Annotated in this window: 17 protein-coding genes; 12 read left to right on the top strand and 5 right to left on the bottom strand. The window is 50.5% G+C overall.

Features of this window, described 5'->3' with window-relative positions:
* Positions 1-274: 274 nt before the first annotated feature.
* The 6 genes from ppk2 (at position 275) to LLG96_00380 (ending at position 6,642) form a co-directional block, all read left to right on the top strand.
* Complete coding sequence (ppk2, locus tag LLG96_00405; GenBank protein MCE5248657.1) at positions 275-1,162, top strand: polyphosphate kinase 2; 888 nt, start codon at positions 275-277, stop codon at positions 1,160-1,162.
* Between the two features lie 178 nt (positions 1,163-1,340).
* Positions 1,341-1,703 carry an MTH938/NDUFAF3 family protein gene (locus tag LLG96_00400; GenBank protein ID MCE5248656.1) on the top strand — a complete coding sequence of 121 codons (363 nt, stop codon included), beginning with the start codon at positions 1,341-1,343 and terminating at the stop codon, positions 1,701-1,703.
* Between the two features lie 97 nt (positions 1,704-1,800).
* Entirely contained in the window at positions 1,801-3,387 is a 1,587-nt protein-coding gene (locus LLG96_00395; protein MCE5248655.1) for an ADP-ribosylglycohydrolase family protein, read from the top strand.
* Positions 3,388-3,763: 376 nt separating this feature from the next.
* Positions 3,764-5,392 (top strand): DUF362 domain-containing protein, encoded by a 1,629-nt coding sequence (locus LLG96_00390; protein MCE5248654.1) that lies wholly within the window; start codon positions 3,764-3,766, stop codon positions 5,390-5,392.
* A 74-nt stretch (positions 5,393-5,466) separates the two neighbouring features.
* Positions 5,467-5,655 carry a hypothetical protein gene (locus LLG96_00385; protein ID MCE5248653.1) on the top strand — a complete coding sequence of 63 codons (189 nt, stop codon included), beginning with the start codon at positions 5,467-5,469 and terminating at the stop codon, positions 5,653-5,655.
* Between the two features lie 96 nt (positions 5,656-5,751).
* On the top strand, positions 5,752-6,642 hold the full coding sequence (locus LLG96_00380) for a class I SAM-dependent methyltransferase (protein MCE5248652.1): 891 nt from the start codon (positions 5,752-5,754) through the stop codon (positions 6,640-6,642).
* Between the two features lie 21 nt (positions 6,643-6,663).
* Here LLG96_00380 and LLG96_00375 read toward each other — a convergent pair whose 3' ends face one another.
* Both LLG96_00375 and LLG96_00370 read right to left on the bottom strand, forming a co-directional pair.
* Entirely contained in the window at positions 6,664-7,167 is a 504-nt protein-coding gene (locus tag LLG96_00375) for a ferredoxin:glutaredoxin reductase (GenBank protein ID MCE5248651.1), read from the bottom strand.
* A gap of 2 nt (positions 7,168-7,169) precedes the next feature.
* Positions 7,170-7,457 carry a glutaredoxin family protein gene (locus LLG96_00370; protein ID MCE5248650.1) on the bottom strand — a complete coding sequence of 96 codons (288 nt, stop codon included), beginning with the start codon at positions 7,455-7,457 and terminating at the stop codon, positions 7,170-7,172.
* Positions 7,458-7,869: 412 nt separating this feature from the next.
* Here LLG96_00370 and LLG96_00365 point away from each other — a divergent pair, with 412 nt between their 5' ends.
* The 6 genes from LLG96_00365 to LLG96_00340 all read left to right on the top strand — a co-directional run bounded on the left by LLG96_00365 (position 7,870) and on the right by LLG96_00340 (position 18,886).
* On the top strand, positions 7,870-9,150 hold the full coding sequence (locus tag LLG96_00365; GenBank protein MCE5248649.1) for a Gfo/Idh/MocA family oxidoreductase: 1,281 nt from the start codon (positions 7,870-7,872) through the stop codon (positions 9,148-9,150).
* Between the two features lie 24 nt (positions 9,151-9,174).
* A complete protein-coding gene (locus tag LLG96_00360; GenBank protein MCE5248648.1) occupies positions 9,175-10,404 on the top strand; it encodes a PmoA family protein in 1,230 nt (409 codons plus the stop codon).
* A gap of 304 nt (positions 10,405-10,708) precedes the next feature.
* Positions 10,709-13,771 carry a hypothetical protein gene (locus LLG96_00355; GenBank protein MCE5248647.1) on the top strand — a complete coding sequence of 1,021 codons (3,063 nt, stop codon included), beginning with the start codon at positions 10,709-10,711 and terminating at the stop codon, positions 13,769-13,771.
* 375 nt (positions 13,772-14,146) lie between these two features.
* Positions 14,147-17,140, top strand: a complete 2,994-nt coding sequence (locus LLG96_00350) for a hypothetical protein (protein ID MCE5248646.1) — start codon at positions 14,147-14,149, stop codon at positions 17,138-17,140.
* Positions 17,141-17,356: 216 nt separating this feature from the next.
* On the top strand, positions 17,357-17,935 hold the full coding sequence (locus tag LLG96_00345; GenBank protein MCE5248645.1) for a RidA family protein: 579 nt from the start codon (positions 17,357-17,359) through the stop codon (positions 17,933-17,935).
* Between the two features lie 69 nt (positions 17,936-18,004).
* On the top strand, positions 18,005-18,886 hold the full coding sequence (locus LLG96_00340) for a cupin domain-containing protein (GenBank protein ID MCE5248644.1): 882 nt from the start codon (positions 18,005-18,007) through the stop codon (positions 18,884-18,886).
* A 166-nt stretch (positions 18,887-19,052) separates the two neighbouring features.
* Here LLG96_00340 and LLG96_00335 read toward each other — a convergent pair whose 3' ends face one another.
* From LLG96_00335 to LLG96_00325, 3 genes are all read right to left on the bottom strand, one after another.
* Positions 19,053-20,060, bottom strand: coding sequence for a hypothetical protein (locus LLG96_00335; GenBank protein ID MCE5248643.1), 1,008 nt, complete (start codon positions 20,058-20,060; stop codon positions 19,053-19,055).
* A 194-nt stretch (positions 20,061-20,254) separates the two neighbouring features.
* Entirely contained in the window at positions 20,255-22,066 is a 1,812-nt protein-coding gene (locus LLG96_00330; protein MCE5248642.1) for a T9SS type A sorting domain-containing protein, read from the bottom strand.
* A gap of 1,218 nt (positions 22,067-23,284) precedes the next feature.
* Positions 23,285-25,311: bifunctional YncE family protein/alkaline phosphatase family protein (locus tag LLG96_00325; protein ID MCE5248641.1), on the bottom strand; the 2,027-nt coding region annotated here is incomplete at its 5' end.

The raw sequence follows: 25,311 nt of genomic DNA, 5'->3' as shown, positions 1-25,311 counted from the left end.
TTATTGAGTTCGGTTCCGCTTCTTCATATATGTCCCGATAATTCGTACTCATGAAAGCTGCCTTATTCCTAATGGATATTGAACACATATTTAACGGCATTTTTTTATATTTCGACAAGACTGAATCCAGTTCGTGACCGGTACAGCACTGCCTGCAACAATCACCTCTGCTCATTCAGGTCGAGCAGAGAGGCGGATGTCCGGTTCCGACAACCCGGTTCGCGACAGTTGACGTTTTTGCCGGCATGAAGAACTCACAGACAAGGAGTGTATCATGGCAAAAAAGAAAAAAGCAAAAGACACGGAAAAGGGGAACAACGCCCCTCTGGAAGTAAAAGGAGAACCGGTACCACAGGAAAAGCAGGAAGAAAAAAAGAAGAAACCAAAAAAATTCACATCGGACTTTTATAAAAAGGAGCTGTTCCGGCTCCAGGTCGAGCTGGTGAAGCTGCAGGAATGGATAAAATTCAAGGGATTGAAGGTCGTTGTCCTGTTTGAGGGGCGGGATGCCGCAGGAAAAGGGGGCGTCATCAAACGTATCACCCAGCGGCTGAATCCTCGTGTCTGCAGGATCGTGGCGTTGGGCACACCCACAGAGCGTGAAAAAACTCAATGGTATTTTCAGCGGTATGTGGCTCATCTTCCCGCGGCAGGCGAGATGGTCCTCTTTGACCGGAGCTGGTACAATCTCGCCGGTGTCGAGCGTGTCATGGGTTATTGCTCTGAGGACGAATATCGCGAGTTTCTCCGCTCATGTCCGGAATTTGAACGTATGCTCGTACGATCGGGAATCATTCTTCTCAAATACTGGTTCTCGGTAAGCGATGACGAGCAGGAGCACCGTTTCCAGCTTCGCATCAAAGACCCGACGAAGCGGTGGAAACTCAGTCCGATGGATCTGGAGTCACGTGCCAGATGGATGGAATACTCCAAGGCCAAGGATGAGATGTTCGCATACACCGATCTAAAACAGGCGCCATGGTACGCTTTCGAATCAGACGACAAAAAAAAGGCGCGCCTTAACTGTATTGCGCACATACTCAGCATGATTCCGTACGAGGACCTGACACCCAAACCGATAGAGCTGCCACCCCGCCAGAAGAAAATCGGATATGAACGCCCGCCGATTACTGATCAGACGTTTGTAACGAGTTTCTATTAAGCGTATCGGTATCGATGGCTGTATAAGGCTTCGTCATAAACAAACGCGGGGAATTATCCGGGAAATACTATGGAGAATGCAGGCATCTGATGTATCCATAGTATATTGTACGGAAAGTAATCATCAGCAAAAAGCCGGACAATCATCGGTATGCAGCCATGGAACAGGGAGGTGCGGTATGAAACCCACCATTGACGGAACAGTGTTCGGTTCTATTACCATCGGAGGGAAAACCTTCAAGCACGATGTAGTCATACGGCTTGACGGCGAAGTAAAAAAACGAAAGAAAAAACTTTCAAAAGCTATATTCGGCACCTCTCACACCGTATCGCTCGACGAAGCCCGGAACGTATATGAAAAAGGCTCGCAACGGGTCATCATCGGATCGGGTCAGAGCGGGATTCTCAAGCTTTCAGAGGAAGCCGAAGACTATTTCGGTAAAAAGAACTGCGTTGTCGACCTTCACCCCACCCCCGAAGCGGTAAAACGGTGGAATGACACACAGGAAGAAGTGGTCGGGCTGTTTCATGTGACCTGCTGACATGATGGGAAATCATATGTCCGGCCCGGAAATGCAATGCTTTTCCTCTTGCAGATACATAGAACCGGATATGCTCAATTGAAAAGGGGGGATACCTTTGAAAAGACTAATCATGGCTGCAACTGTCCTTGCATCCGTGCTTCTTTCAACATCCTGCGGCGACCAGGGTACAAAGACAATCAGGATCGACCTTCTCAGGGACAAGATCGCGGGGGGATGGGCCGGTAAAATGATCGGTGTTGCGTACGGCGCTCCGACCGAATTCAGAGCGCGGGGAGAAATCTACGAACAGCCGCTCGAATGGAAAACCGAGTACGCCGCCGGGTCGTTACGGCAGGATGACCTGTATGTTCAATTGAGCTTCATGATGACCATGGACAAGTACGGTATCGATGGGCCGGCGGAGAAATTCGCCGAATCCTTCGCCACCGCAGGCTACCGTCTCTGGCATGCCAATGTACAGGCGCGCAAGAATTTCTTCGATGGCATCATGCCCCCGGCGTCCGGCAGCCCCGAATTCAACCTCCATGCGGACGACATCGATTTCCAGATCGAGGCCGACTACATCGGGTTCATGTGTCCGGGCATGCCGCAGACTGCGGTGAAAATCGCCGATAAAATCGGACGTATCATGAATTACGGCGATGGTGTCTACGGCGGTATGTTCGTTGCGGCCCTCTATACCGGAGCGTTCTTTGAAACGGACATTCCCGCCATCGTCAATCGTGCCCTCCTCGCAATTCCCGTCGAAAGTGACTATGCGAAGTGTATCCGCGATGTCATTGCTCTCCACACCCACTACCCGGACGACTGGCGCGCCGCATGGAAAGAGCTCGAAGGAAAATGGGGAGACGTCGATATCTGCGGAGCTATGGACCCCTTCAATATCGATGCAAAACTGAACGGCGCGTATATCGTCATGGGACTCCTCTACGGCGGCGGAGATTTTGAGAAAACCATGGAAGTGGCGATCCGGTGCGGGCAGGACTCGGACTGCAACCCATCGAATGCCGCGGCGGTCATCGGGGTCATCAACGGGTACAGCGGTATCCCCGATTCATGGAAAAAGGGCATCGAGCCGGTTGCCGACTCTCTCTTTATCTTTACCGGATACTCCTTCAACTCGGCAGTCGAGAACACACTCAAGTACGCGCAGCAACTCATCAGGGACAACGGCGGCTCGGTCTCGGCGAGCAAGGTAAAAATAAAAATACAGGAACCCGCCGCGCCGCAGCTCGAAGTATCGTTTCCCGATGTCGTTCCCGATTATCAGGTGAGCGCTTTCGATGACAGAGGCTGGACATGGAAGGGAAAATGGGAAACGTTCGGCGACAAGAGCGCCCGCTATGCAGGCGACCCCGGGGCGGAGGTCACATTCACATTTAACGGCAGCGGCGTAGTACTGCGCGGCATCTGGAAAAAGGACGGCGGAAAGGCCGATGTTTTTGTGGACGGGAATCTGCACCGTACCATCGACACCTATTACTGGTGGGCGGGCGAGGAGAAAGGTGGAGCGTTCCTGTGGCATATCCTCGGCCTCGTTCCCGGCGATCATTCGGTCAGGCTCGTGGTTAAAGGCGAGAAGAAACCCGAATCCGAGGGGACGCGCATTTACCTTACAGGCGCTACAGTGTTCAAAACCGCAAAGAAAACGAACGAAAGCTATAAGTTCTCATTTCAATGACATGTTCCTGAAGATAATGCACTCATGATCGGAACCGGATATCGTAAAATATCAAAGGGCGTTTATCATTAGCTATATCAATTAAGAGGGGATCGTGAAAAAATCCTTTTTCACCACCCTCTTAATCTTACAGAATATTCTGGTTATTCAATTAGTGCATAACACTCACGAATGAGATGTTTTTTTACACGGTAAAGCGTCATTCCCGTGAAAACGGGAGTCCATCATCTAGTGCTCATGACAGAACGATGTTAATACTGGATTCCCAATTCGCTTCGTTCCTGGGAATGACAATACTCGTATAATTTATTAGTGATTATAAGCTCAATGAATAACCAGATATAATAAAAACGCCACCGAGCTGAAAGAGGCTGTCATGTTCAATCGCAGAGATTTTTTGAAAGCGGCAGCGACTGCCAGTAGTGTCGGATTTTCGAGTACTGTTCATTCATTGACATCACGCCGTCAGGAATCGAGCGGGTTTTTCGGAGTACACCCGTTTGTGGAAAAACATCCGGAAGCGGTATTCATCATGCATACGAAGGTGGATGACAAGACAAACTCCGAAGCAAAGCTCAATGCCGGCCTCGATTTTTCACGGAGTGTCATCGTACCGAGAAGCGAGGAAGACGGCGGAGTTCCTCTCACCAACCTCATACCGGTAAAACCGAATCTCACCTGCAGGGGCACATGGGACACCAAGTATACAGTAGAGAAGACAATGAGCGTGGTAACCGACTCATACTTTGTCGAAGGGGTTATCGAAGGGATAAAGGAGCTCGGTCTCAAAGGCAGTCAGTTTTATATCCGCGAAGTAAACTGTCCGGAAAATTTTGAAACCGATGGTTATGGTAATCCTTGGAACAACGGTTCAGGAGGTATTGCAGAACGTACCGGCGCCGAAATCCGCGATATGTCAAAAGTAGTAGGAATAATCGATGAAAATGACGTCGTATGGAAGGATATTCCGAACGGTGTATATTTCAGAAAAATCCCCTATATCTGGCCGGTCAATGCTGAAAATTCATGGCTCCTGAACATCGCCAAGCTGAAAGCCCACGGCATGGGAATAACCCTGACTTGCAAGAATTTACAGGGTACCGTTGTCCATAACTACCAGCGTTTCGGAAGCGGATATCACTGGATCGATATGAAAGAAGAACATAAGCAGCCCACCGGATTAACGGATATTAAAAATTCCTATGAGCTTCATAAAGGTATCATCCCCCGGTGGGACAGACCCGGAACCACATGGAACAGCGGTATCGGCATGGAAACCTGGGCGCACATGACGATAGACAGCCACTCGGTTACCAAACCCGCCCTCAATGTGGTCGAGGGAATCTACAGCCGTGACGGCAATGGATTCGTGCGAGGTCCCGGAGAGGGTGAACTCGCCCAGGAATTCCTGACCAATATCATTATTTTCGGTATGAACCCGTTTCATGTTGACAATATCGGTCACTGGATAGCCTCGCAGGAGCCCGGTAATTTCGGGTTATTCCATATTGCGGTGGAACGGGGGCTCGCGCGGACAATCAATCCCCATGAAATACCGGTATACGAATGGTTTGCTGATGGCTCGGCGCAACTGACCCCGCTCGATGACTTCCCGCGCACCCCGCTCATGACATACTATCTCCAGCGTGATTACAACGGCCAGACCGAACCGTATTATCATCTCTGCGACGAACCGTTCACGTATCAGCAGCAAACCGGAATTGATGAAACAGCCGAACCGAAAGCAGCCGTTCTCAACCAGAACTACCCGAATCCGTTCAATCCGTATACCTCGATCGAGTACAGTCTTCCCCGGACAGGAAATGTTCTTCTCGAAATATACAATGCCACCGGACAGCGCATCGATGTTCTCGTCGATGGAAAACGTATCGCAGGAACCCATGTAGCGGTCTGGAATACGAACAATCAGGCATCCGGTGTCTACTTCTACCGGCTGCAGTTCGGTGCTTTTTCGGAGCTGAGGAAAATGACATTGGTCAAGTAACGATACCATTGCCAGACTGAAAGAATCAGCGACAGTGATTTTTTTACCGTAGTCACTTACAGGGGAAATCGACCGTGAACGAACAGCAAAGACAGCTGCTCGAAGAGCATATCGCGCTGTTTGAGAACGATGAAAGCGATGAACAGCGGGCCATACTTCTGGACGTTATTAAAGAAATCGATCCGAGGGGATACCAGAACCTCATGAAGTCCCAGTGCGCCTATGAATTTCACATGATACTCGAAGCAATTCTCAATCCCTGAATTACGGCCGTCATGAGAGGAAAAGAAATCATCAAACACCCATTTTCAAATCGATTCCGGAGCTTTTCGACGTAAGATTCTCAAAGGGACAAAACCATGATTCTCGTCGACATAGTCAACAGAAAAACCCTACCACTATCCTGGGGTGAGGGTGAATATATTCCCCACGACGATCCCTGTTTCAGCAGAAAGATGCTTGAAAAGTATCTCAACGAGAAGCATGAAAGCGCCGGCAGGAGATTTGAGAATATCGACCGGCAGATGGACTGGATTCACCACAGCATTCTCAATGGACAGCGGACAAAAATCCTCGAGATCGGATGCGGCCCCGGTTTCTACACGAGAAGGCTTGCGCAACTCGGCCATGAGTGTGTCGGTATCGACGTTTCTCCAGCGGCAATAACGTATGCACAGGAGCAGGCCCAGCAGGATAACACGCAATGCACCTATATCGAGCATGACATATACAGCGCTCAATACGGTACCGGATATGGGTTGATTATAATTGCCAACGGCGATTTCAACATGTTCAGTCCCATGGATGCCTATGAATTCTTAGGCAAGGCGTGGATGGCGCTCAGGGAAGGTGGCATTCTTCTGCTCGAGCCGTACACATTCGAAGCTATCGAGAGTCTGGGAAAACGTGAATCTGTCTGGGAAGCGGTCAGCGAAGGGCTCTACTCCGATAAACCATACCTCTGCCTGCACGAATGCTGCTGGAACGGAGAAAACGACTCGCTTACGAAACGGTGGTATATCGTCGATACGGAAACTGCGCATGTCCGGTACCTTGCGCAGTGCTACAAGGCATATACAAAAAAAAGCCTTCAAAAGCTGCTCGTAAAGCAGGATTTTTTCAACGTCAGGTTCTATCCAGGACTGCGTGGCGGGCAGGATATGTCTGACAATGGATTTATGGTTGTTTCTGCGGTAAAGACATGTAAATATACCGACAGGCATATCCGTAAGGGGCAATCCCGGGAATAATCGAATGCTGAAAAACTGCGGCTACATGAACCGCTCGAACCGTTCTTTTTTCGCCTTGCATACCGGGCAGACTTCGGGAGGCTCGTTCCGGGCGCAGAGATACCCGCATACCTTGCACCGCCAGACGGGATACGGCAGCTCGCGGGTATCGGGAACGCCGGGTTTCGGCTTGGCTTTTTTACGTTCAGGAGCGGGTGACCGCCGTTCGGGAATTCTGGCAAGCGATTTCTCGCCGCTCGCAATCTCCTGAGAGACATAGAGCCCGCAGTAGCATGTCCCGTATTCGCCCAGGTCGGGATCACGGTAATCGCAGGGGCAGATCATATCGAGATCATCCGTTTTTTCCCCCGACGCCAGCCTGCACGGACACGCCCAGTAGCCGTACCGCCGCTCGTTGACGAGGAGGCCCCGTACGAGGTCACGGGTGAAGTCCGCATCGGGATTGAGGTGGTAACCGGACTGTTCGGCTTCTCTGCCGAGCCGTACCCGAAGCCCCTCGACGTCCTGTTCTGTAATATCCGTCATATTCACTCCGTACCCCCGATTTTTTTCCTGATTTCATCCTCGCTGAAACCGATAATCGTTGTCGAATTGTTTATGACAATGGTGGGAAAAGAGCCGCGCGGATTCCATGAGTACATCTCGTTTTCCACAGTACGCCGTTCCTCGCCTTCGGTGAGGTCGACATCGATGTAAGAGTATTCCACGCCCATCTCATCGAGAAGCCGCTTTGCCTTTTTACACCATCCGCAGGTGCTGAGGGCAAAGAGAAGAATATTGCCTCTGTTCTTTCCATGTATATGTATCGATTCCATATGTTCTCCTTTATTATCATGATGTTTCTTTTAAACGAAGAAGAGGAAAAAAGGTTGCAGAACACCTCTCCGAACCATTGAGTTACACTACCTATTCTGCAGAAGGAAATTCATGTTCCGACATATCTCCCGAAGGGATACATTCAGAGTATTATAACACTTTTTCTCCTGTTGCATATTATTTTCCGCAGGTGTTCCCCGGAAGTTCGATATTAAATACACTCCTCCCGATTTCAGGCCTATTATTTCTTGATATACCTCTTATCTATCATTATCTTGCCGTCGTGAAGAGGACGTAAACCGTTGTATGTTTGCAGTCATGGGCAGACAATCGATGCAGCCGGGCAGGATGTGAAGATAGAACGCTCCTTTTTATCAAGGCTCTTATCCCACGAAAGGATCGAACGACGCGATGAGACGACGATTATTTCTCGGTACTGGTGCAGGAGGATTAGCCGGCGCTGTATTGAGCAGGCCTTTCTCCGCTAGCGCCCGTGTAATCGGTGCAAACGACAGAATCAATATCGGTGTCATTGGCTGTGGAGGCCGTTCGGGTGATTTGATGAGAACCATGGCCGGCTTCATGAAACAGGAGAATTTCACTTTTACAGCCCTCTGCGATGTGTGGAAACCGGGCCTCGAAAAGAGAGCGGCATGGGTCAGGGAGGTAACCGGCAGCTCCCCGAAAACGTTTTCGCGCTATAACGATCTTCTGGCGCTGAAAGATGTCGATGCGGTCATGATCACGACTCCCGATCACGGACATTCCCCTGTCCTCATCGCGGCAAGTAATGCCGGCAAGGATGTTTTCTGCGAAAAACCCATGGCCATGACCATGGAGGAAGCCCGGGGCGCGGTCGATACAGTTCGCCGCAATAAAACCATCTGTCAGATCGGAACACAGCATCGGAGCGAGGGTAAATACATAACCGCCGCGAAATATATTCAGGAAGGGAAAATCGGGAAAGTAATAACGGTCGATCTGAAATACAACGACAACGGCCCCCGATGGGAAAGGAATTTCAGCGATGTCAAAGAGGAAGATGTCGACTGGGAAGGGTATCTCATGCACACGAAGAAATACCCGTTCCACCCGCGACGGTATCGTTGCTGGCATCTTTACCGTGATTACTCGATCGGTCTGATCGGACTTTTAGGGGCGCATTGCACCGATCTTGTCACATGGTTCATGAAAGCCCCGTACCCAGAGAGCGCAGTGGCATTCGGTGACCGGCTCGTCTGGAAGGACCGTGAACACTACGATACAATCATAGCGTTATACAAGTACAAGGATTTCATCGTAACCTGCGAACACCGTCTCGGCAATAAATCTATGCGTTCCCAGGCGTTATTTTATGGCACACAGGGAATGATCACCCCGGAGTTTATCAGCAGCGAGGGGCATGTCGATCCGAAACGGCTCGAACCGGCCGCCGGAGCGATATACACCACTTCTCCCCTGATTCAGAGTGAAACGGACAACAAACCGGTCGAGACGCCTCTCGAACCCGATCCTACGGAAGTGGACCACAATCTCAACTGGATTCGGGCCATGCGTGACCGTAAAGACCCGAATGCGACGGTCGAGGATGGTTTCAGCCATTCGGTTATCGCCATCATGGGTCATATGGCTGCGGATAAACGTAAAGCGGTTGCCTACGATCCTTCAAAGCGCGAGATTGTCGAAATCTGAACACAGGTTCGAGGAGAATACATAATGAACGTATCACGAAAATGCGGACTCCTGTTTCTGTTTCTGGGGCTGATTTTCTGGTCGGTGTCAGGTTGTTCAAAAAAATCCGGTGATTCATTCCTCGTCGAAATCACTTTCCGCGACAACAGCATGCAGCTCCCGATACCGGTCTCAATAGACGCCCCGTTGACCGCCAGCGACAGCCTTTCCGTGTGGGAAGCAGTCCCTGAAAACGGAAGCGGTGCTAAACCTGTCTATGGACAGGTGCTGCATGACGGTGATTCCCGACAGATTATATTTCTGGCTGAATCCCCGGCTTCTCCCGGAGAAAAAACAGCGCAATACCGGCTTCGACATCCCTCTTCACCGGTGAACGGTGCGTTTTCATTCTCCGAACATGACAACAAGTTTCTCACGGTTTCGGAAGGACAGATACCGGTTTTTACCTATGTATATGGCATGAATCTGAAAGACGGAGTTCCGGAAGACCGTACCCGGTCCAATTACGTTCATCCGCTCTATGATCTGGACGGGCATCCCCTATCCGATGATTTCCCCGCGGATCATTATCATCATCGGGGCATATTCATCGCGTGGCCTCGAGTTATTGTGAACGGCGACACGCTCAACCTGTGGGATATACGTGGCATGGACAAACGATTCGAGCGGTGGCTCGGACAGGAGACAGGGCCGGTTTTCGGACGGCTCGGCGTTCAGCTTGGCTGGTATGCCGGTGAAACAAAGGTTGTCGATGAAATTCTGTGGATTACAGCCTTCAGAGCGGGCAATGTCGGTCGGGCCATCGATTTCGATCTGACCCTCCGGGCGGTAACGGACTCCGTAATCCTGATCGGTTCTCCGGATGAGGGGAAAGGATACGGCGGTTTCAATTTCCGGCCCGCACCGTTCGACAATCCGGTTATTACAACCGACAGCGGAATACAGGAAGACAGCAATCTGAAACGTTTTCCCTGGGCCGATTTCTCGGCGATTTTTAAAGGAACACAATCTCCGTCGGGAGTCGCAATTTTCCAGAATCCGGTAAACCACGATATACCGAATGGCTGGTGTCTCCGCCACTATGGCTTTCTTGGTGTTGCTTGGCCCGGCCTCGATCCGTATACGTTGAGACCGTCCGAATCTTTTCATGCCCGGTACCGTGTCTGGATTCATCGCGGAGATGCCGTCGCGGGACAGGTCGCTGCTGCTTATGACTACTATGCAAAACCTCCTTCGGTTACTCTTGTCAGGTAGCATTGTGGTTTTACGGGATGGTAAGAGAAACAGCGGGTGGAATCCCCGATCGGTTCGCGATATCGCCCACGAATTTCCTTACTCCCCATTATAATACAGGGCCTTGACCGAACGATCCCCGCGTAAACGTCGGGAAATCATGGATAGAAAACTCATCACCGCCGATGACTTGTTCTCCTTGTCTTTTAAAGGGCAGGAAGGTAAGTTCAGGAAAACGGGAAAAGAAAGAAGCCGAATCACACAAACATACATTTTCATACATTATCGTTTCGTATCCACTCTTTACAAAACAGCAGGTGCAGAGATGAATCAAAAAGTGCGGTATCTGTTCATGGCGGTATTTCCGGTAATTGTACTCTTTCTCAATACTGCCCGTATATCGGCCGAACCGGGACGATGGGAACATGAACTTTCAGGCGGGGAATGGCGGCTCAATATCGATCCCGAAGCCTCATGGAAAGACGATGATATTTATCTGCCTCCGGTAAAGATCGATACTCTCCCTGTGCATCAACCTTCATTCGGATGGGAAAACCTCGCCGATCCGGCCCGGGGAATCACCGTCTCCGTTCCCGGAACAGTAGAGGAATACTATTGGAGCGCAAACGGAAACCCGAACGGCATTGCAGGCGACTATCTCGGCGTCTCATGGTGGAGCACAACGTTCAAACTCGACCAATCGCTCAGAGGAAAGCGGATCATCCTCGCATTCGAATCGGTCAATCTGAGAGCCGAAGTGTATGTGAACCGTAAGCTCGCGGGGTACGATGTCATCGGGAACACGCCGTTCGAGTTCGATGTTTCCGATGCGGTCGTATTCGGCGGGGAAAACCGTCTCGATGTCCGCATCACCGACCCTGTGGGCGACTTCGAATGGAACGATGAATACCTCATGAAGTGGGGACAGAACATGGTTCCCGCCGTTCATGGCTTCGGGGGCATAACGGGAAAAGTGACACTCCGGGCAACAGATGCCGTACATGTCGATGATATTTATGTTCAGAACAAACCCGAGCCCACGGATGTCGATGTGTTTGTCACGGTCGGTAATTCGTCCGGCGCGGGCAGTGACGGTTCCCTGTCTCTCGTTATCCATGAATGGAAGAATCCTTCCCGTGTGCTGTGGCAAAAAACCGTTCCGCTTTCGGTTTCATCAAAGGGGGGTGAATATACATTCCGTGTCAAGGCCCCGGAAGCGAAGCTCTGGGACATCGACAAGCCCAATCTGTACACGGCAGCGGTTTCTTTTTCGAGCGGTGACGGCGGCGTTCAGGATACCATGACCAGGCGGTTCGGTTTCCGCTTCTTTACCGTCGGCGAGGAGCACGGCGACAAACGGTATTATCTCAACGGGAAGCGCGTATTCATATTTGCCGCGATGACACGCGGATTCTGGCCGAAAAACGGGATATTCCCCACTCCGGAAATGGCGCGGAAAGATATTGAAACCGCACGGAGCCTCGGACTCAACATGATGCTCTTCCACAGGGCAATCGGCCAGCCCCGGGCGATAGATGCGGCGGATGAGCTTGGCATGCTGACTTATGAAGAACCGGGCGGGTATATGTGTAATCCCGGCACATACAGCCAGATAAAGGAAAGAATGGCGCCGGTGCCGCCTGTTGCCAGGGAATGGCGCAGGGAAAAGCTCCGGAGAATGGTCATCCGCGACCGGTCGGTTCCCTCGATGGTCATCTTCAATATGGACGACCTGTCATGGAACGAGCCGAACGACGACGATAAGGAAAACATCGTCATGGTGCACACGCTCGATCCGTCACGACTGGTCACGTTCAACTGTATCACCTTGCCGACAATCCCGAATAACCGGGATTACCCCTTCAAGCTCCACATGAAGCCATTCGACATGAATTTCTACTGTCACGGCTGGACATCGCCCTACCATCTCATGGCAACGGGTGTATATCTCGATAACTATTATCGTAATCCCCGCTATTATCTCCGGTATGTTATCGATCCTATTGCAACGATGGGAGATTCGCTCTATCCCATGCCAGAGGACGAGATAATTTTCCTCGGCGAGGAAGGCGATCTGTCAGCCCCCGTGCGGCTTGAAAAGATAAAGAACGAGCTCGCCATGACAGGTGCCAATGGCTGGCGTGAGAGCGAGCATCTCGACTGGTACAGGGCATATGAACGGTTCCTCGATGAAAGTGGCTTCAGATCGTCGTTCCCCACGGTCGATGACCTGACAGTGTCCCTCGGGGCAAAAATGCACTATTTCCACGGGCGTATACTCGAAAACACCCGTATTTCGAACAAGGCCGATGCATATGTTCTCAACGGCTGGGCTTCGGCGGCAACTCACACCGACATAGTCGATACCTACCGTAACCCTACAGGCGACCCGGCGATACTCCAACACTATACTCAGCCCCTGTATGTTGCGGTGAAAATCCGCGACAAGGTTCTTCCCGCAGGTTCCGAACCGGTGGCGGATATTTATCTCGTCAACGAGAAAAACCTCAGGGGGAAACACACGCTCGAACTCGCACTTGCCGACCCCTCCGGCGCTGTCGTTTTTTCAAGGCAGTATCCGGTGAACATTACCGGCGGGAACGAATTCGGCCAGCTTCTTGTCGAGGAAGTCCGTATGCCGTCCGTCACGATACCGGGATATTATATGCTCAAGGCGGAAATCCGTAACGGGAAGGGCATAGCGGGAGCATCTGGTTTTGATGATATTTTCGTCGTGGATTACATGAACGGCCCCGGCATAAAGGGGACTGCCGCGGTTATCGATACCACCGGGACGATCAATGCATTTCTCAAGGCATCGCGCGGCATAACGCTGCCCGAATTCGATCCTGAAGCTCCCGATGTCGATTGTATCATCGTCGGCCCTCACGATTTCAGGAAGATAAACAGTCTCGGCAGGGAACGTGTGAGAGGCCCGAATCCCATCATGACCATGGTAGCGCGGGGAGCGACGCTCATCATTCTCGACCAGGCAGACCGGTGGGCGGAACAGCGTGACAGCATCCATTCCTACCAGGCTCTCCAGTATTTCGGGAGTGAACATTTCGGTAAACACGGTCATTTTATCGCCGGAAAGAGCCCTCTCCTTGACGGGCTGCCGAAAGGACAGGCCCTGAACTGGGAATGCCAGGTTTTCTATAGAGGCGATGTATGGGGACTCAACCTCGACCGGGCCGGCATGGGAACTGTCATTGCCCTTGCTGCATCGAATCGTAAGGAGATTCTCACCGCGCTTGCACGGATACCGTTCGGCAACGGGCAGATTATTATCAGCACGCTTAATATCGTGCCCGAACTGAAGTCAGTCAAACCCCAGTCGGCGGTCGCAAGGAAACTCTTTCTGAATATGCTTGAATATAGCCGTTGATGTTTGTTTTTGTTCGATATATATTCAAGGAAGGTGTGGTTTTGGTGATAAGCTCCGGTATATTATTTTTTCCGGTTATCCAGTTTGATAAGCATAAAAACTTTTAAATAAGAATCGATAATTTTTTCCGATAATATATGATCCCCCTGCCTGTGGCATCCCCCCTTGTTAAGGTGGGAGCAGCTTGGGGGGGCACTTTCATCCCCCTTTGTTTTATAAGGGGGATACGGCGAAGCCGAGGGGGATTAATGATGTTAGCTGATTTAACCGGATAACCGGATTATTTTTCATAATAATTGGTATAAAACGATCGACTTCAACAACCTGAAAAATCACATAACAAGCTACAAAACCAGAAAGGATGGAATCTGAAACATGAACAAATCGGTTCGCGTTATGGTCTTCTCAATCGGTTTCTTTGTACTTGCGAGTGCCGCGCTCGTTTCCGCGGCGCCGGGACGGTGGGAAAAGGAAATCTCCGGTAAGGGATGGCGTCTCTGGCTGGACAGAAAAGCGGAATGGATGAACGACACCATTTACCTGCCACCGGTGAATGTCGGCTCCCTGCCGGTCAATCCCCCGACATGCGGCTGGGATAAATTGAACTCGATCGGTAAATCCGTGTCTGTACCCGGTACGGTCGAAGAATATTACTGGGACGCCAACGGGAATCCGGTCGGTGAAGCTGGCGACTATCGCGGCGTATCCTGGTGGAGCACATCTTTTACGCTCGAACCCGGGCTCAAGGGGAAACGGATAGTATTGAAGTTCAAATCGGCAGTGCTGCGCGCCGAAGTGTTCGTCAACCGAAAACTCGTAGGCTACGATGTCATCGGCAACTCCCCCTTTGATGTGGACATAACCGGGGCTGTCCGGTTCGACGGCGAGAACAGCCTTGATATCCGTATTACCGATCCGGTCGGTAACTTCGACTGGAACAACAATCGTAAGTACCCCTGGGGAAAAAACTGGGTACCGGCGTATCACGGTTTCGGTGGTATTACCGGCACGGTTACCGTTCTTGCGACCGATGCGGTCCGGATCGATGACCTCTACATTCAGAACAAGCCGAAATACACGGAAGTCGAGACCTTTGTGACCCTCGGAAACTCTTCCGGCTCCACCCAGAACGGCGAGCTTTCGCTCCTGATTCACGAATGGAATAATCCCTCGAATGTCCTCTGGAAAAAGACCGTGCCCGCAGTCGTCCCGCCCGAAGGAACCGTCCTGTCGGTGTATGTCAAGGCCCCCAAGGCGCAGACATGGAATCTGAGGGACCCGCACCTTTATGTGGCGAAGGCTGTTTTCACGAGCAAGGACAAGCGCTTCGAGGATTCCGAAACGAAACGGTTCGGTTTCCGCTACTTCGAAATAAAGAAAACGAACGGCGACGAGCGGTTCTACCTCAACGGGAAACGTGTCTTCATTCTTTCCCCGATGTGCCGCGGATTCTGGCCGAAAAACGGCATGTTCCCGACACCCGAGATGCTCAAGCGCAACATGGAGCTCCTTCAGACCATGGGATTCACCATGTTCCTCATGAACCAGGCAATCGGCCGTGAGGAAGGCATCCTCGCCTGCGATGAGGTCGGCATTGTATCGTACGAGGAAATCGGCGGGTACCGGTGCGACGATACTCCGGACAAGCAGGCCGAGGACTGGCGTCGTGAAAAACTCCGCAGAATGGTCATGAGAGACCGCTCCTATCCTTCGCTCATCATCTATGTCATGAAATGCGAAACCGCGACACCGCCGAGCGAGGACGACAAGAACAACATGATGCTCATGCACAAGCTCGATCCTGTCCGCATCGCCACTTACAACAGCGACTGCAACAGGAACATCCCCGAAACGACACGGCTGCCGGAAGACCCGTTCAAGATGCATATGCGGCCATTCGACGATACCTTCCATTATTACGGCTGGTGGAACCACCACCACTGGAATCCCATTGCCGGCTATCTCGACGAGTATTACAACAATCCGCGGTTCTTTCTCCGCAGCTCGATTCTCTACGGCGACTCGGCATCGGTTCTCGATCCGGATGAAATCATCTATCTCGGCGAGGAAGGCGATTTCGACAACACCGTCCGTCTCCAGAAAATCAAGGAGGAACTCGACCGCACCGGAACGAGCGGCTGGCGCGAGAAGGAGTATCTCGACTGGTTCGACTCGTTCAATACGTTCCTCAACAGGAGCGGATACCGGAAAGTATTCCCCACGGTCGATGATTTCACCATGGCGCTCGGGGTGAATACGTATTACTTCCACGGCCGTATCATCGAAAACTGCCGCGCGGGGAATATCATCGACGGTTACAATATCAACTCATGGGCAGCCGGTGGAGACCGCACCGATATAGTCGACATGTACCGGAATCCAACCGCTGACCCGAAAATCTTTTCCCATTACACACAACCGCTCTATGTCGCGGTTAAAATCCGTGACAAGGTGCTCCCCCTCGGCAGCACGGCGGTCGCCGACCTGTTCATCATCAACGAGCTCGACCTCAAGGGAAATCACACGCTCGAAGTCGATCTTGTCGATCCTGACGGCCAGTCGGTGTTCAAAAATTCGTATGCGGTCAAAATCAAGGGCGGCGACGATTACGGGCAATTGCTCGTTGAAGGCGTACAGCTTCCCGCTCTTAAAAAGCCCGGTCATTACAATCTTAACGCACGGATTCTGGATAAAACGGCTATAAAGGCAACCGGTTACGACGACATCTTTATCATCGATTACCTGTCGGGGCCCGGCATAAAAGGGAGAGGTGCCGTCGTCGACACATCGGGAACCATCAACGCGTTCCTCAAAAAAACGAGAGGTATCACGCTTCCCGAATTTAAACCCTCAGGACCGGGAGACCAGTACGATTTCATTATCATCGGGCCTTCCGCTCCCCCAAGAGGAAGGCGCGGCCAGAGCGACGAAATTCTGGATCAGGTACGGAACGGGGCGACGCTTTTCGTATTCGAAAACGCCGACTCATGGGCGCAGTCGCTCAACAGCAGGGCGATCAATTATTATTCGAGTAGCCGCCTGAGACACGCACGGTTTTTCGTCGGGGACAGCAAATTCCTCGCGGGTCTTCCCAAAGCACAGGCTATGAACTGGGAATACCAGATATTTTACGCGACGGAATCCCAGACCGGGCTTCTTATCGATCCTCTCGGAACAGACCTGATCGTAGGGGTAACGCTCAACTCACGAAAAGATATAATGAGTGCGCTGACCCGGATTCCGTTCGTCAATGGCGAGATATTCCTGAGCACTCTGCCTTTTATGACCAGTCTCGATTCCGAAAAACCGCAGGCTGCGGCAGCGAAAAAACTGTTCCTCAACCTTCTGGAATATTCCGGTCGTCAGTGAGGAATGGCAGGCATTGATCCATAAATCGTCAAGGCGATTGACGGTTTTTTGACAAACAGTCCTCCAAACCCGTACCATGGCGAAAAACAGTATCGGGCTGTCGGAGGACTGTTTGTTTAGTATATGAGGTAAAATTAAATAGCAGATATGGTTTTCGAGAATTTAATGAGGTACTCCAATTACACAAATCGGCATTTTTCACCACAGGGAGGAGTTATGAAAAGGTATGGTATGATTGCATCAATATGTGTAACACTCGGCGTTTCATGCATTCTTTATGGATGCGGAAACGACGAGGTCACTGTGCGTAAAATCGCTCATGAAGAGGCGGTAAAGGCGATTGAAGAATATAAATCGGGCTTTGCGCCAGAAAAATTCGGTTTCGGAGTCGCATGGGAAAAGGAATTTTCCTTCGCCCAAGGCAACAAGGTCGGCAACATGATTTTTCTGGCGGGACAGCTTTCCCACGATACGGAGCTTGACGCCAACGGTATGCCGGTAAAAGACCTCATGACCGGCAAAAACTTCGAGGAACAGCTCCGTCAGACGCTTGAAAACATGAAAAAGGTGCTCGCACACTACGGCGCGACCATGGACGATGTGGTGTTTCTCCAGCATTTTGTCGACACCGATGCGGGTGGAAACAAGGCAGGCAACTACGAGCCAGTTCTCGCGCGGCTCATTCAGGAGTACTTCCCGAAGGGCCTTCAGGGCATGACCTGTGTCGAGGTATCGAATCTCTATGGCTCGCAGCAGCTCATCGAATCCAATGCCATTGCGGTCATACATAAGTGATCCCGACGGCGGGTTCTGGCCGGCTTTTTTTTAACTGTTTTACTATCGTTATACACCCGGAGACGGCATATGAAACGGATCATGATATGGTTACTGGTTGTTTGTGCGGCGACGGTCTCACGAGCCGGAAGCGAAGACACCCAGCGTGCGCCTTCGTTCGACGAGTTTTCCGACTGGAATCACCGTCACCCCGGCGAGGATGTCAATGTCGACCTGTATAAACGCTCCTGGCGGGATTCGGATATTCACGCCGGTCATGGGGGATTTATCGAGCAGGAAGTCCTCTTCCCCGGCGATCCGCTCGATCCCCCGCGCCCGGGAGCAGTGCTCAAATACATCAAAGCTTACAACCACGGCTCCCTCCATGCGGGATGTGCGACGAAGGAAACGGTCCACGAAAACGAGCAGGTCTTATTTTATGTCCTGAAAGGTAACGGCATTGTCGAAGCGGGCGGCAAAAATGCCGAGGTACGGGAGGGATCGGGGATTTTTATTCCAGCACGGCTGAAGTACCGTTTTGTCAACACGGAGGACAAACCGCTCGATGCGCTCATCATCGTGGAGGATATCCCCGCCGGTTTTGTACCCCAGCGGGAAATGGTTGTCGGAAATTACCACGACAGTCAGCCGGTTATCGGCTGGCACTGGTCGCACATCGACCGCGAGGTGATCAGAGGGGCGAAATTCGCCAATCCCATAAGCATGTGCGTCACAACCATCAACGGTCTCGATATGGCGCAGCCCCATGTTGTCCACGAAGGCGCCGAATGCGTGTGGTACATGCTCGAAGGCGACAGCCTCCTCATGTTCGGAAATGTCCTCCGCGTCCTCAGCGAGGGCGAGGCATTCCTCATTCCTCCGAACGGCAAGGTTCCGACCTCCACCATCAATCACACGAAGGAACCGGTAAAGCTCCTCTATTTCGGCAACCGTCACGACGAAAAGCGGTAAGTGAATCGGATGGTCTTTATTTCATCCTCACCCTGCTCTCCAACAAGCAGCAGAGGGGTAAAAATATAAAAAGGGCGGTTGAAAAGATTCTTTCTCGCCGCCCTCATAATGATTACCTATAATCCGTATTTTCAGCGCATACCGGTGATAAACTCCCATCAAAGCATCATCGTGCTTTCTCTTCGACAAGCTTCCGGATGCCCGGACAATCGATAGTATTCACGTCCCCGGGATACTCATAGGGAAGCAGCCACCAGTCCTCGGTGTACGAGGCGCTTTTACCCGGCTTGATAGTCTCCCGCGGCCCCATGGGTTCAAGCTCGCACATCATGTCCTTGTAATACCAGATAACGATTGTCGTCGCCGCCATATCGCTGTATACCCTGTCGGGGTACATGGGAAATTTCTTCACAAAGAGAAGATTATGACGGGTTATGTATGCGAACCATTCGTCATACGAATCGAGCGCCAGCTGCGGCTCCTTTGGGGGACCAGAAACGACCAGAAAACCGTCCTTTACGGTTATGTTCGGCTGATCTCCGGGATAGTAATTCATAAAGGATTCCGGCTCGAACGTAATGTATTTTTTCGGGAAACGGCTGTCGGTATTGAGCGGGACGATGAAAATACCGTTGCCTTCGGCAAATGTCCGTCCCCAGTGATAATACTGTTTTACCGTATTGCTGATATTTTTTATTGTCTGTGTGCATTTCAGATGTGAAGAATTTTTGTCGAGCTTAAAATCACGGATAAGCTGGACACCGGTCGCTTTATCCTCGACACTTGTCAACCGCGCACTCCGCGGCCCGGTAATCTCGGCTTTCCACGAGCCCAGCCAGAGATCGTTATGTCTCGGGATTGTCATTTCGGGGCCGATATCGAACCGTCCACCGCAGGGATCGATTCCGCGCTGTCCCGGTTTGTATGTCCATCCGTCATGTCTTGGATCGTTATATATCGCATTCTGTCCGTTCAGCGTGTATTCAAGAACCCTCCCGCCGCAATTCGGTTCGAGAACAACGGTTGTAGAAGCATTGCTGAGCTGAATACATTTCGAATAGCCATGACTGTCGACCCATGCGGTTCCTTCAGGTGTATTCTGTGAAAAAACCTGGCTGCACAGAAAAACCATAAGTACGGGAGTAAAAAACACCCAGGCGTACTTTTCGAGCATCGGCGAACATCCTTATGTATGTGGTTTTTTTAAATTTTCGTGGGTGAGATATTGTCTGAAACGGAGTGAAAACATTTCAATTCCGGATAAGGGAAAGCAGGTTCAGATGTACATGTCCGATATTAATCAAGGCCCGGCCATAAAGGAAAACCGGGCCCTGAATAATAGTATGCCACACAAAGATGATGCGGAAATTACTTGAGCAGCGTCATCTTCATGGTTTTCGAAAATTCACCGGTCTTCACCGTATAGAAGTAGATACCGGCGGAGAATCCGGAAGCATCCCATGTCAGCGAATGGCTGCCCGTACCCATAAACTCATTGGCAATCGTATCGACCTTCTGTCCGGCGGCGTTGAATACATCAACAGTGACATTGCCGGCCTGGGCAAGTGAGAAGGAGATTGTCGTTGTCGGGTTGAACGGGTTCGGCGAATTCTGCTTAACAGCAAAAGCGGCAGGAGCGGATTCTTCCACCGCGACAGGGGCATTGGAGATGATACCCTTGAAGGAATCACAAGCCTCATAGAAGGTACCATATTCCGCAGTATCTTTGTCTTCGCTGCCGACATTGTTGTCGCAGTAGAATCCGTCATATGCGGAACCAACCGTCAAGAACCGGATATTTCCTCTATCAGTTTTGTTTGCCGCAGCTTCATCGGCAAACGGAAGATAGCCGAGTCCGTCCCCGTCGGGAGCCATCAGACCGAACGATACAGCGCCCATGTCATAGCACGGGAAGCAGACAAAACCGTTTTTGTCGGCGGAAATCTGGTACATGAATGGATTGGAGTTATAATCGTTGCAGACCCACGGTATATTGGCATCGGCGAGGAAATTCAGGTCGCCGGTGTAATCGCCGTTACCGTTCATCCACCGCATATACTCTTCTTCATCTTCATACCCTGCATTAGGATCGATAACTTCTTTCCAGCAGGAGCTATGGGAACCGAGGTACAACAGATTATTCTTCCAGTCCATACGGTTCGGGCCGGCAGACTGCTGTCCGCCCTTCTCGCCGCTTTCGATGCTGATCCACCACTCGGAGAGATCGATCCTGAACTGCTCGGTACCATCTTCCATATCCGCAAAAACGAGCTCAGCCACGGTTGAAACGCCCTGGTGGTCAGTATTGGTGGCGACCATCAGACCCTGTCCGGCATATTCAAACGACTGCATTCTCACCCACCAGCCGGGACCGGTGTTGATACTGAAGATAAACTCACCGTTATTTCCCCACTTGGTGTCCAGAATAGATTCGCCGTTTGGCACATAGGCAAGCTTCCTGATGCGCCCGAACAGGTTGTCGTCGGTTGTGAAAATGAAGAAGTCGTCCTTGTTATAGATCGAAGGGACATCTTTGCAGATGTCATAATATGCCCAGTAAGACGTGGTTTCAAGAAGCGTCTTATCCATGGGATCGCCGCCGATTTCCCATCTGTAACGAGTCACCAGCGTATGCTCGCTGCCGCTGGTACTCCATTCATCCGGAGCGCCGTGGATAACCGGCTTGACCAGCTGCTCACCCGTAACCCAGTTATGGGTGACGATACGGTCATTTTTCCACGCTGCCGCATCGATAGAGTTGGTCACCAGTTTCCGTGCGCTGAATGAATCATATCCCCACAGATAATAGGTATATTCCCCGGCGGGGACTATCTTTCCGTCCTGATCTTTTCCATTCCAGGTTATCGTGTTTGCACCGATATCCATTCCTTTGAGTGGCGATACGTAGACGGAGGTATCAATTTTGTTGACCCGGTGCCAGCCGAGATATCCGTTGCGAACCATATTGATATTGGCGGCCTGATCCTTCGTATGAACGAGAAGCATGACACTCCCTTTTGTTCCGGAAAGAGTAATGGGAATATCAATCGGCTTACCGTCAAAATTATAATTGATCACTGCCGGACCGGTTACGGTCATAACCGTAGGCGAAAAATTTGCAGCAAATACTGTTGCAGTTAAAAGTGCAAGTAGTACAGCAAGTCCAAAACTTCTTTTCATTTCCCCCCCCTTTTCAAGGGATACAAATAAAACGTTTGTCCTTTTCAAACAACTCTGTAACTCATTTATTCACTTCATTTTTTCTTATGTTTTCATCCCCCCTTTAACATTCAGTTAATTGTGTCGATAATCCCTCAAATGGTGAAAAAATACTCATAATAAATTATAAAATTATGAGGGAAAAATAATAAAATAATAACATAAGTGAAATATATGTTATATAAGTATATGTCCACTTATAAGATTAAATATAAAGATTAATAATCAATACGCAATAAAAAAATCTTAAGATGATATTTCTGTCAGGAACTTTTTTCCAATAAACCGTAATACTTCTAATATACTTCCTCCGAAGGCAGCAGTAAAATCCATGGGTTACAGGTATTGCCCCCTTCGGGTGAAAAATGACCGCCATGACAGTCGGGTATGATAGTTTTAAGGATAGATCGCTTATGTAATCCTTATAGAATCTACATAAATCAGCAAAGACAGATGAACGAACACTAAATATAATCCAATTAACTTTCAGTTGATTCGTACTGCTTCCTTCATCACGGGCAGTTAACCTCTCTGGGGTAGAACTGGCTGCCCGAAAAACCGAGTTCCTTCATGCTCTCGATGATACCCTCGATAAAATCCGAGTCAGTAACAATCATAACATTAATATTTATTACTATATATATCTTAAATGCATTACAGGCCCACCTCTATTTATCTTTTTAATGGTCTCTGAAATATAGGATTCCTGTTAATAATCCTTAAAAATGATTTATACAATGAAACCTTTGAAATAATTATAAGTAACATGCCCGAATGTCTGATATAATGCTTTTCTTCCCTCTCCTGTTTACGGGAGAGGGACCGAGGGTGAGGGTAATAATTCTATGAAATACAGTATATTGCCCTCATCCATAACCCTTCTGACATGCAAGAGATATAGGAAACTAATAATCAATATGAGTATGTTCTTTTTCATTATTTCAAAGGTTTATACAATACTATTAATAATTGGGAAAAATTGTGTAATCAATTTGTAAAAAACTATCAAAACATTGATAATTTTTATAAAATTTTTCAAAATCTTTTCAGACTGATACTCCACGATGCTTCTAAAAAAGAACGCATTCGTTTTGGTTATGTTTCTCCCGGTCGATTCCTTAAAACAAGTGTTCTGGCGGTGATATCCCGTACCAGGACAATTCTCCACCATTCACCGGATCAATTCAGGTCATCGTCGTCATCATCATACCGGGAACGGTGGTTAATGGGCCTTGGCATTTCCGAGTTTTCGCCGCGAATCGATTTCCAGATGATTTCGTTCAGCCGTATCTCGGGAGTGGCATCCTCACGGCTGAAGTCCATGGCGAGGCTTTCCTCCGCCCCGTACGCCATGGGTGAATTGACCTCGTCGAGCAGCACCCGTGGACGGAGAGTCGTATAGGGCGTAAGATCGGGTTTATCGGTAAAGCACCCCACCATGGGAAACGCCGCGGCGTCATACTGGCTCATGGGCTGCAGACCGAGTATAAGTTCCATGGTGCGGAGCATGCTTGCGGTATCGTACATGGTGTTGTCGACAGAACCCCGCCTGATGTAAGGACTGATGGCCAGAGCTATCGTACGATGGGCGTCCACATGATCGGGACCGTTCTGCGCATCGTCCTCGATGACAAAGATGGCCGTTTCCTTCCAGAACCTGCTGTGACTGACAGCTTCGACAATCTGTCCGAGGGCAAGATCGTTGTCGGCGACCATTGCCCGTGGAGAGCGCGTCCCAGGACGAGTACCATCGGTGTGATCGTTGGGAAGCCGTAGAATGATAAAATTGGGCAACGCTCCCTTCTGTTCGAATTCGTTCAATTCGCGAATGAATTCTGCGGCGCGCAGAGTATCGGGATATGACAAATCCCATGTTTTAAACAACGGATCGAAATGTCCGACAAGGGCCGAGTGCTGTGCAACAGCCGAATCGCCCCTTGCAGCAATAAATTCACCATAACTCCTGTAGCTCAATCCGTTACGGCCGACCGCTTCCCAGATATATCCGTTTGTCGGGTACGCGATTTCGAACGCTCCTTCCGAAGGGTATGGCAAACCCCTGCCGGAATAGGCTGCGGGCCACGACTTTTCGACAAAATCGGTCGCAATGGCGGCTGTACTCCATTCATGACCGTCAGCGCTGACCTCCGCATCGACATAGAAATTATCGAGCAGCACAAACTGTTCCGCAAGAGCGTGATGGTTGGGTGTTACATCCTCGCCGAACAGGCAGATTGTGGAATCGCCGTTCCCGCGGGCAATATCACCGAATACCTGGTCGTATGTCCGGTTTTCCTTGATGATATAGATGACATGTTTTATGAGGGAAGGTTCGCCGACCCGCCTCGGAATGGGCTGCGGCTTGACATTACGCTCTTTTTCCATGAGTTTGCGGGCGGCTTCGTTGAATCCGTTGTTCTTCTCGACCTGACGGGTATACCGGGCCAGTTGACGGCCTTCGGGGACTGGAATAACCGATACGGTGCCATTGAACAGAGCGCCGATATATTCGGTCTGACTGTCACCTCTCTTGTAGGGATTCGGACCTTTGGGATTGGGTTTTGAAGTCAGTCCTTTGGCATTGGCGACATACAGTTTTTTACCGTCATGGCTCATCATAAGGGCTGTCGGATACCACCCGACTGGAATGAGCCCTTTGACAACACTCTTTCCCCGTTTTGAAACATCGACGACCGCAACATCGTTATTGGTGGCATGTGCCACATAGAGCGTCGTACCGTCCGGTGAAAGCGCAAGGGCATTGGGCGTACTGCCGAAAGGCGCGTTCGGATACGGGTGAAGACCGATGGTCTCGATGACCTCGTCTTTTGCGGTATCGACGACACAGACCTCGTCAGTGTTTGCGCAGGCGACATACAGGAGAGATTCATCAGGCGAGAGAATCATGGCGTTGGGATGATCGCCGACCGCGATCTCGGCCACAAGTTCGCCCGTGAGCGTGCTGCGGGCGCTCAGGCGTTTTCCCCCCCAGAGACTCACATAGACTTTCTGCCGCGAATGGGCAATTTTAACACCATACGGGAAAGGCCCGACCTTGATCCGTTTTTTCACCTGTCTCTGTGCAACCGAGACAACAGAGAATGAGCTGTCACGGTTCTCCGCAACAAACATGAGCGCATTATCCCTCGTAACAGCAAGACCGGCCGGAAACATTTTCGGCGGCGCAAGGGAATCCCTGAGGGAGA

It is taken from the genome of bacterium (genome assembly GCA_021372535.1).
Classification (GTDB): domain Bacteria; phylum Latescibacterota; class Latescibacteria; order Latescibacterales; family Latescibacteraceae; genus JAFGMP01.
The sequence above is the reverse complement of the archived record's forward strand: the minus strand, read 5'-3'. Positions and strand labels throughout refer to the sequence as shown.

Coding starts and splice junctions, on each gene's coding strand:
- ppk2 (MCE5248657.1), top strand. CDS start 275: ATGGCAAAAAAGAAAAAAGCAAAAGACACGGAAAAGGGGAACAACGCC.
- LLG96_00400 (MCE5248656.1), top strand. CDS start 1,341: ATGAAACCCACCATTGACGGAACAGTGTTCGGTTCTATTACCATCGGA.
- LLG96_00390 (MCE5248654.1), top strand. CDS start 3,764: ATGTTCAATCGCAGAGATTTTTTGAAAGCGGCAGCGACTGCCAGTAGT.
- LLG96_00380 (MCE5248652.1), top strand. CDS start 5,752: ATGATTCTCGTCGACATAGTCAACAGAAAAACCCTACCACTATCCTGG.
- LLG96_00375 (MCE5248651.1), bottom strand. CDS start 7,167: ATGACGGATATTACAGAACAGGACGTCGAGGGGCTTCGGGTACGGCTC.
- LLG96_00370 (MCE5248650.1), bottom strand. CDS start 7,457: ATGGAATCGATACATATACATGGAAAGAACAGAGGCAATATTCTTCTC.
- LLG96_00365 (MCE5248649.1), top strand. CDS start 7,870: ATGAGACGACGATTATTTCTCGGTACTGGTGCAGGAGGATTAGCCGGC.
- LLG96_00360 (MCE5248648.1), top strand. CDS start 9,175: ATGAACGTATCACGAAAATGCGGACTCCTGTTTCTGTTTCTGGGGCTG.
- LLG96_00355 (MCE5248647.1), top strand. CDS start 10,709: ATGAATCAAAAAGTGCGGTATCTGTTCATGGCGGTATTTCCGGTAATT.
- LLG96_00350 (MCE5248646.1), top strand. CDS start 14,147: ATGAACAAATCGGTTCGCGTTATGGTCTTCTCAATCGGTTTCTTTGTA.
- LLG96_00345 (MCE5248645.1), top strand. CDS start 17,357: ATGAAAAGGTATGGTATGATTGCATCAATATGTGTAACACTCGGCGTT.
- LLG96_00340 (MCE5248644.1), top strand. CDS start 18,005: ATGAAACGGATCATGATATGGTTACTGGTTGTTTGTGCGGCGACGGTC.
- LLG96_00335 (MCE5248643.1), bottom strand. CDS start 20,060: ATGCTCGAAAAGTACGCCTGGGTGTTTTTTACTCCCGTACTTATGGTT.
- LLG96_00330 (MCE5248642.1), bottom strand. CDS start 22,066: ATGAAAAGAAGTTTTGGACTTGCTGTACTACTTGCACTTTTAACTGCA.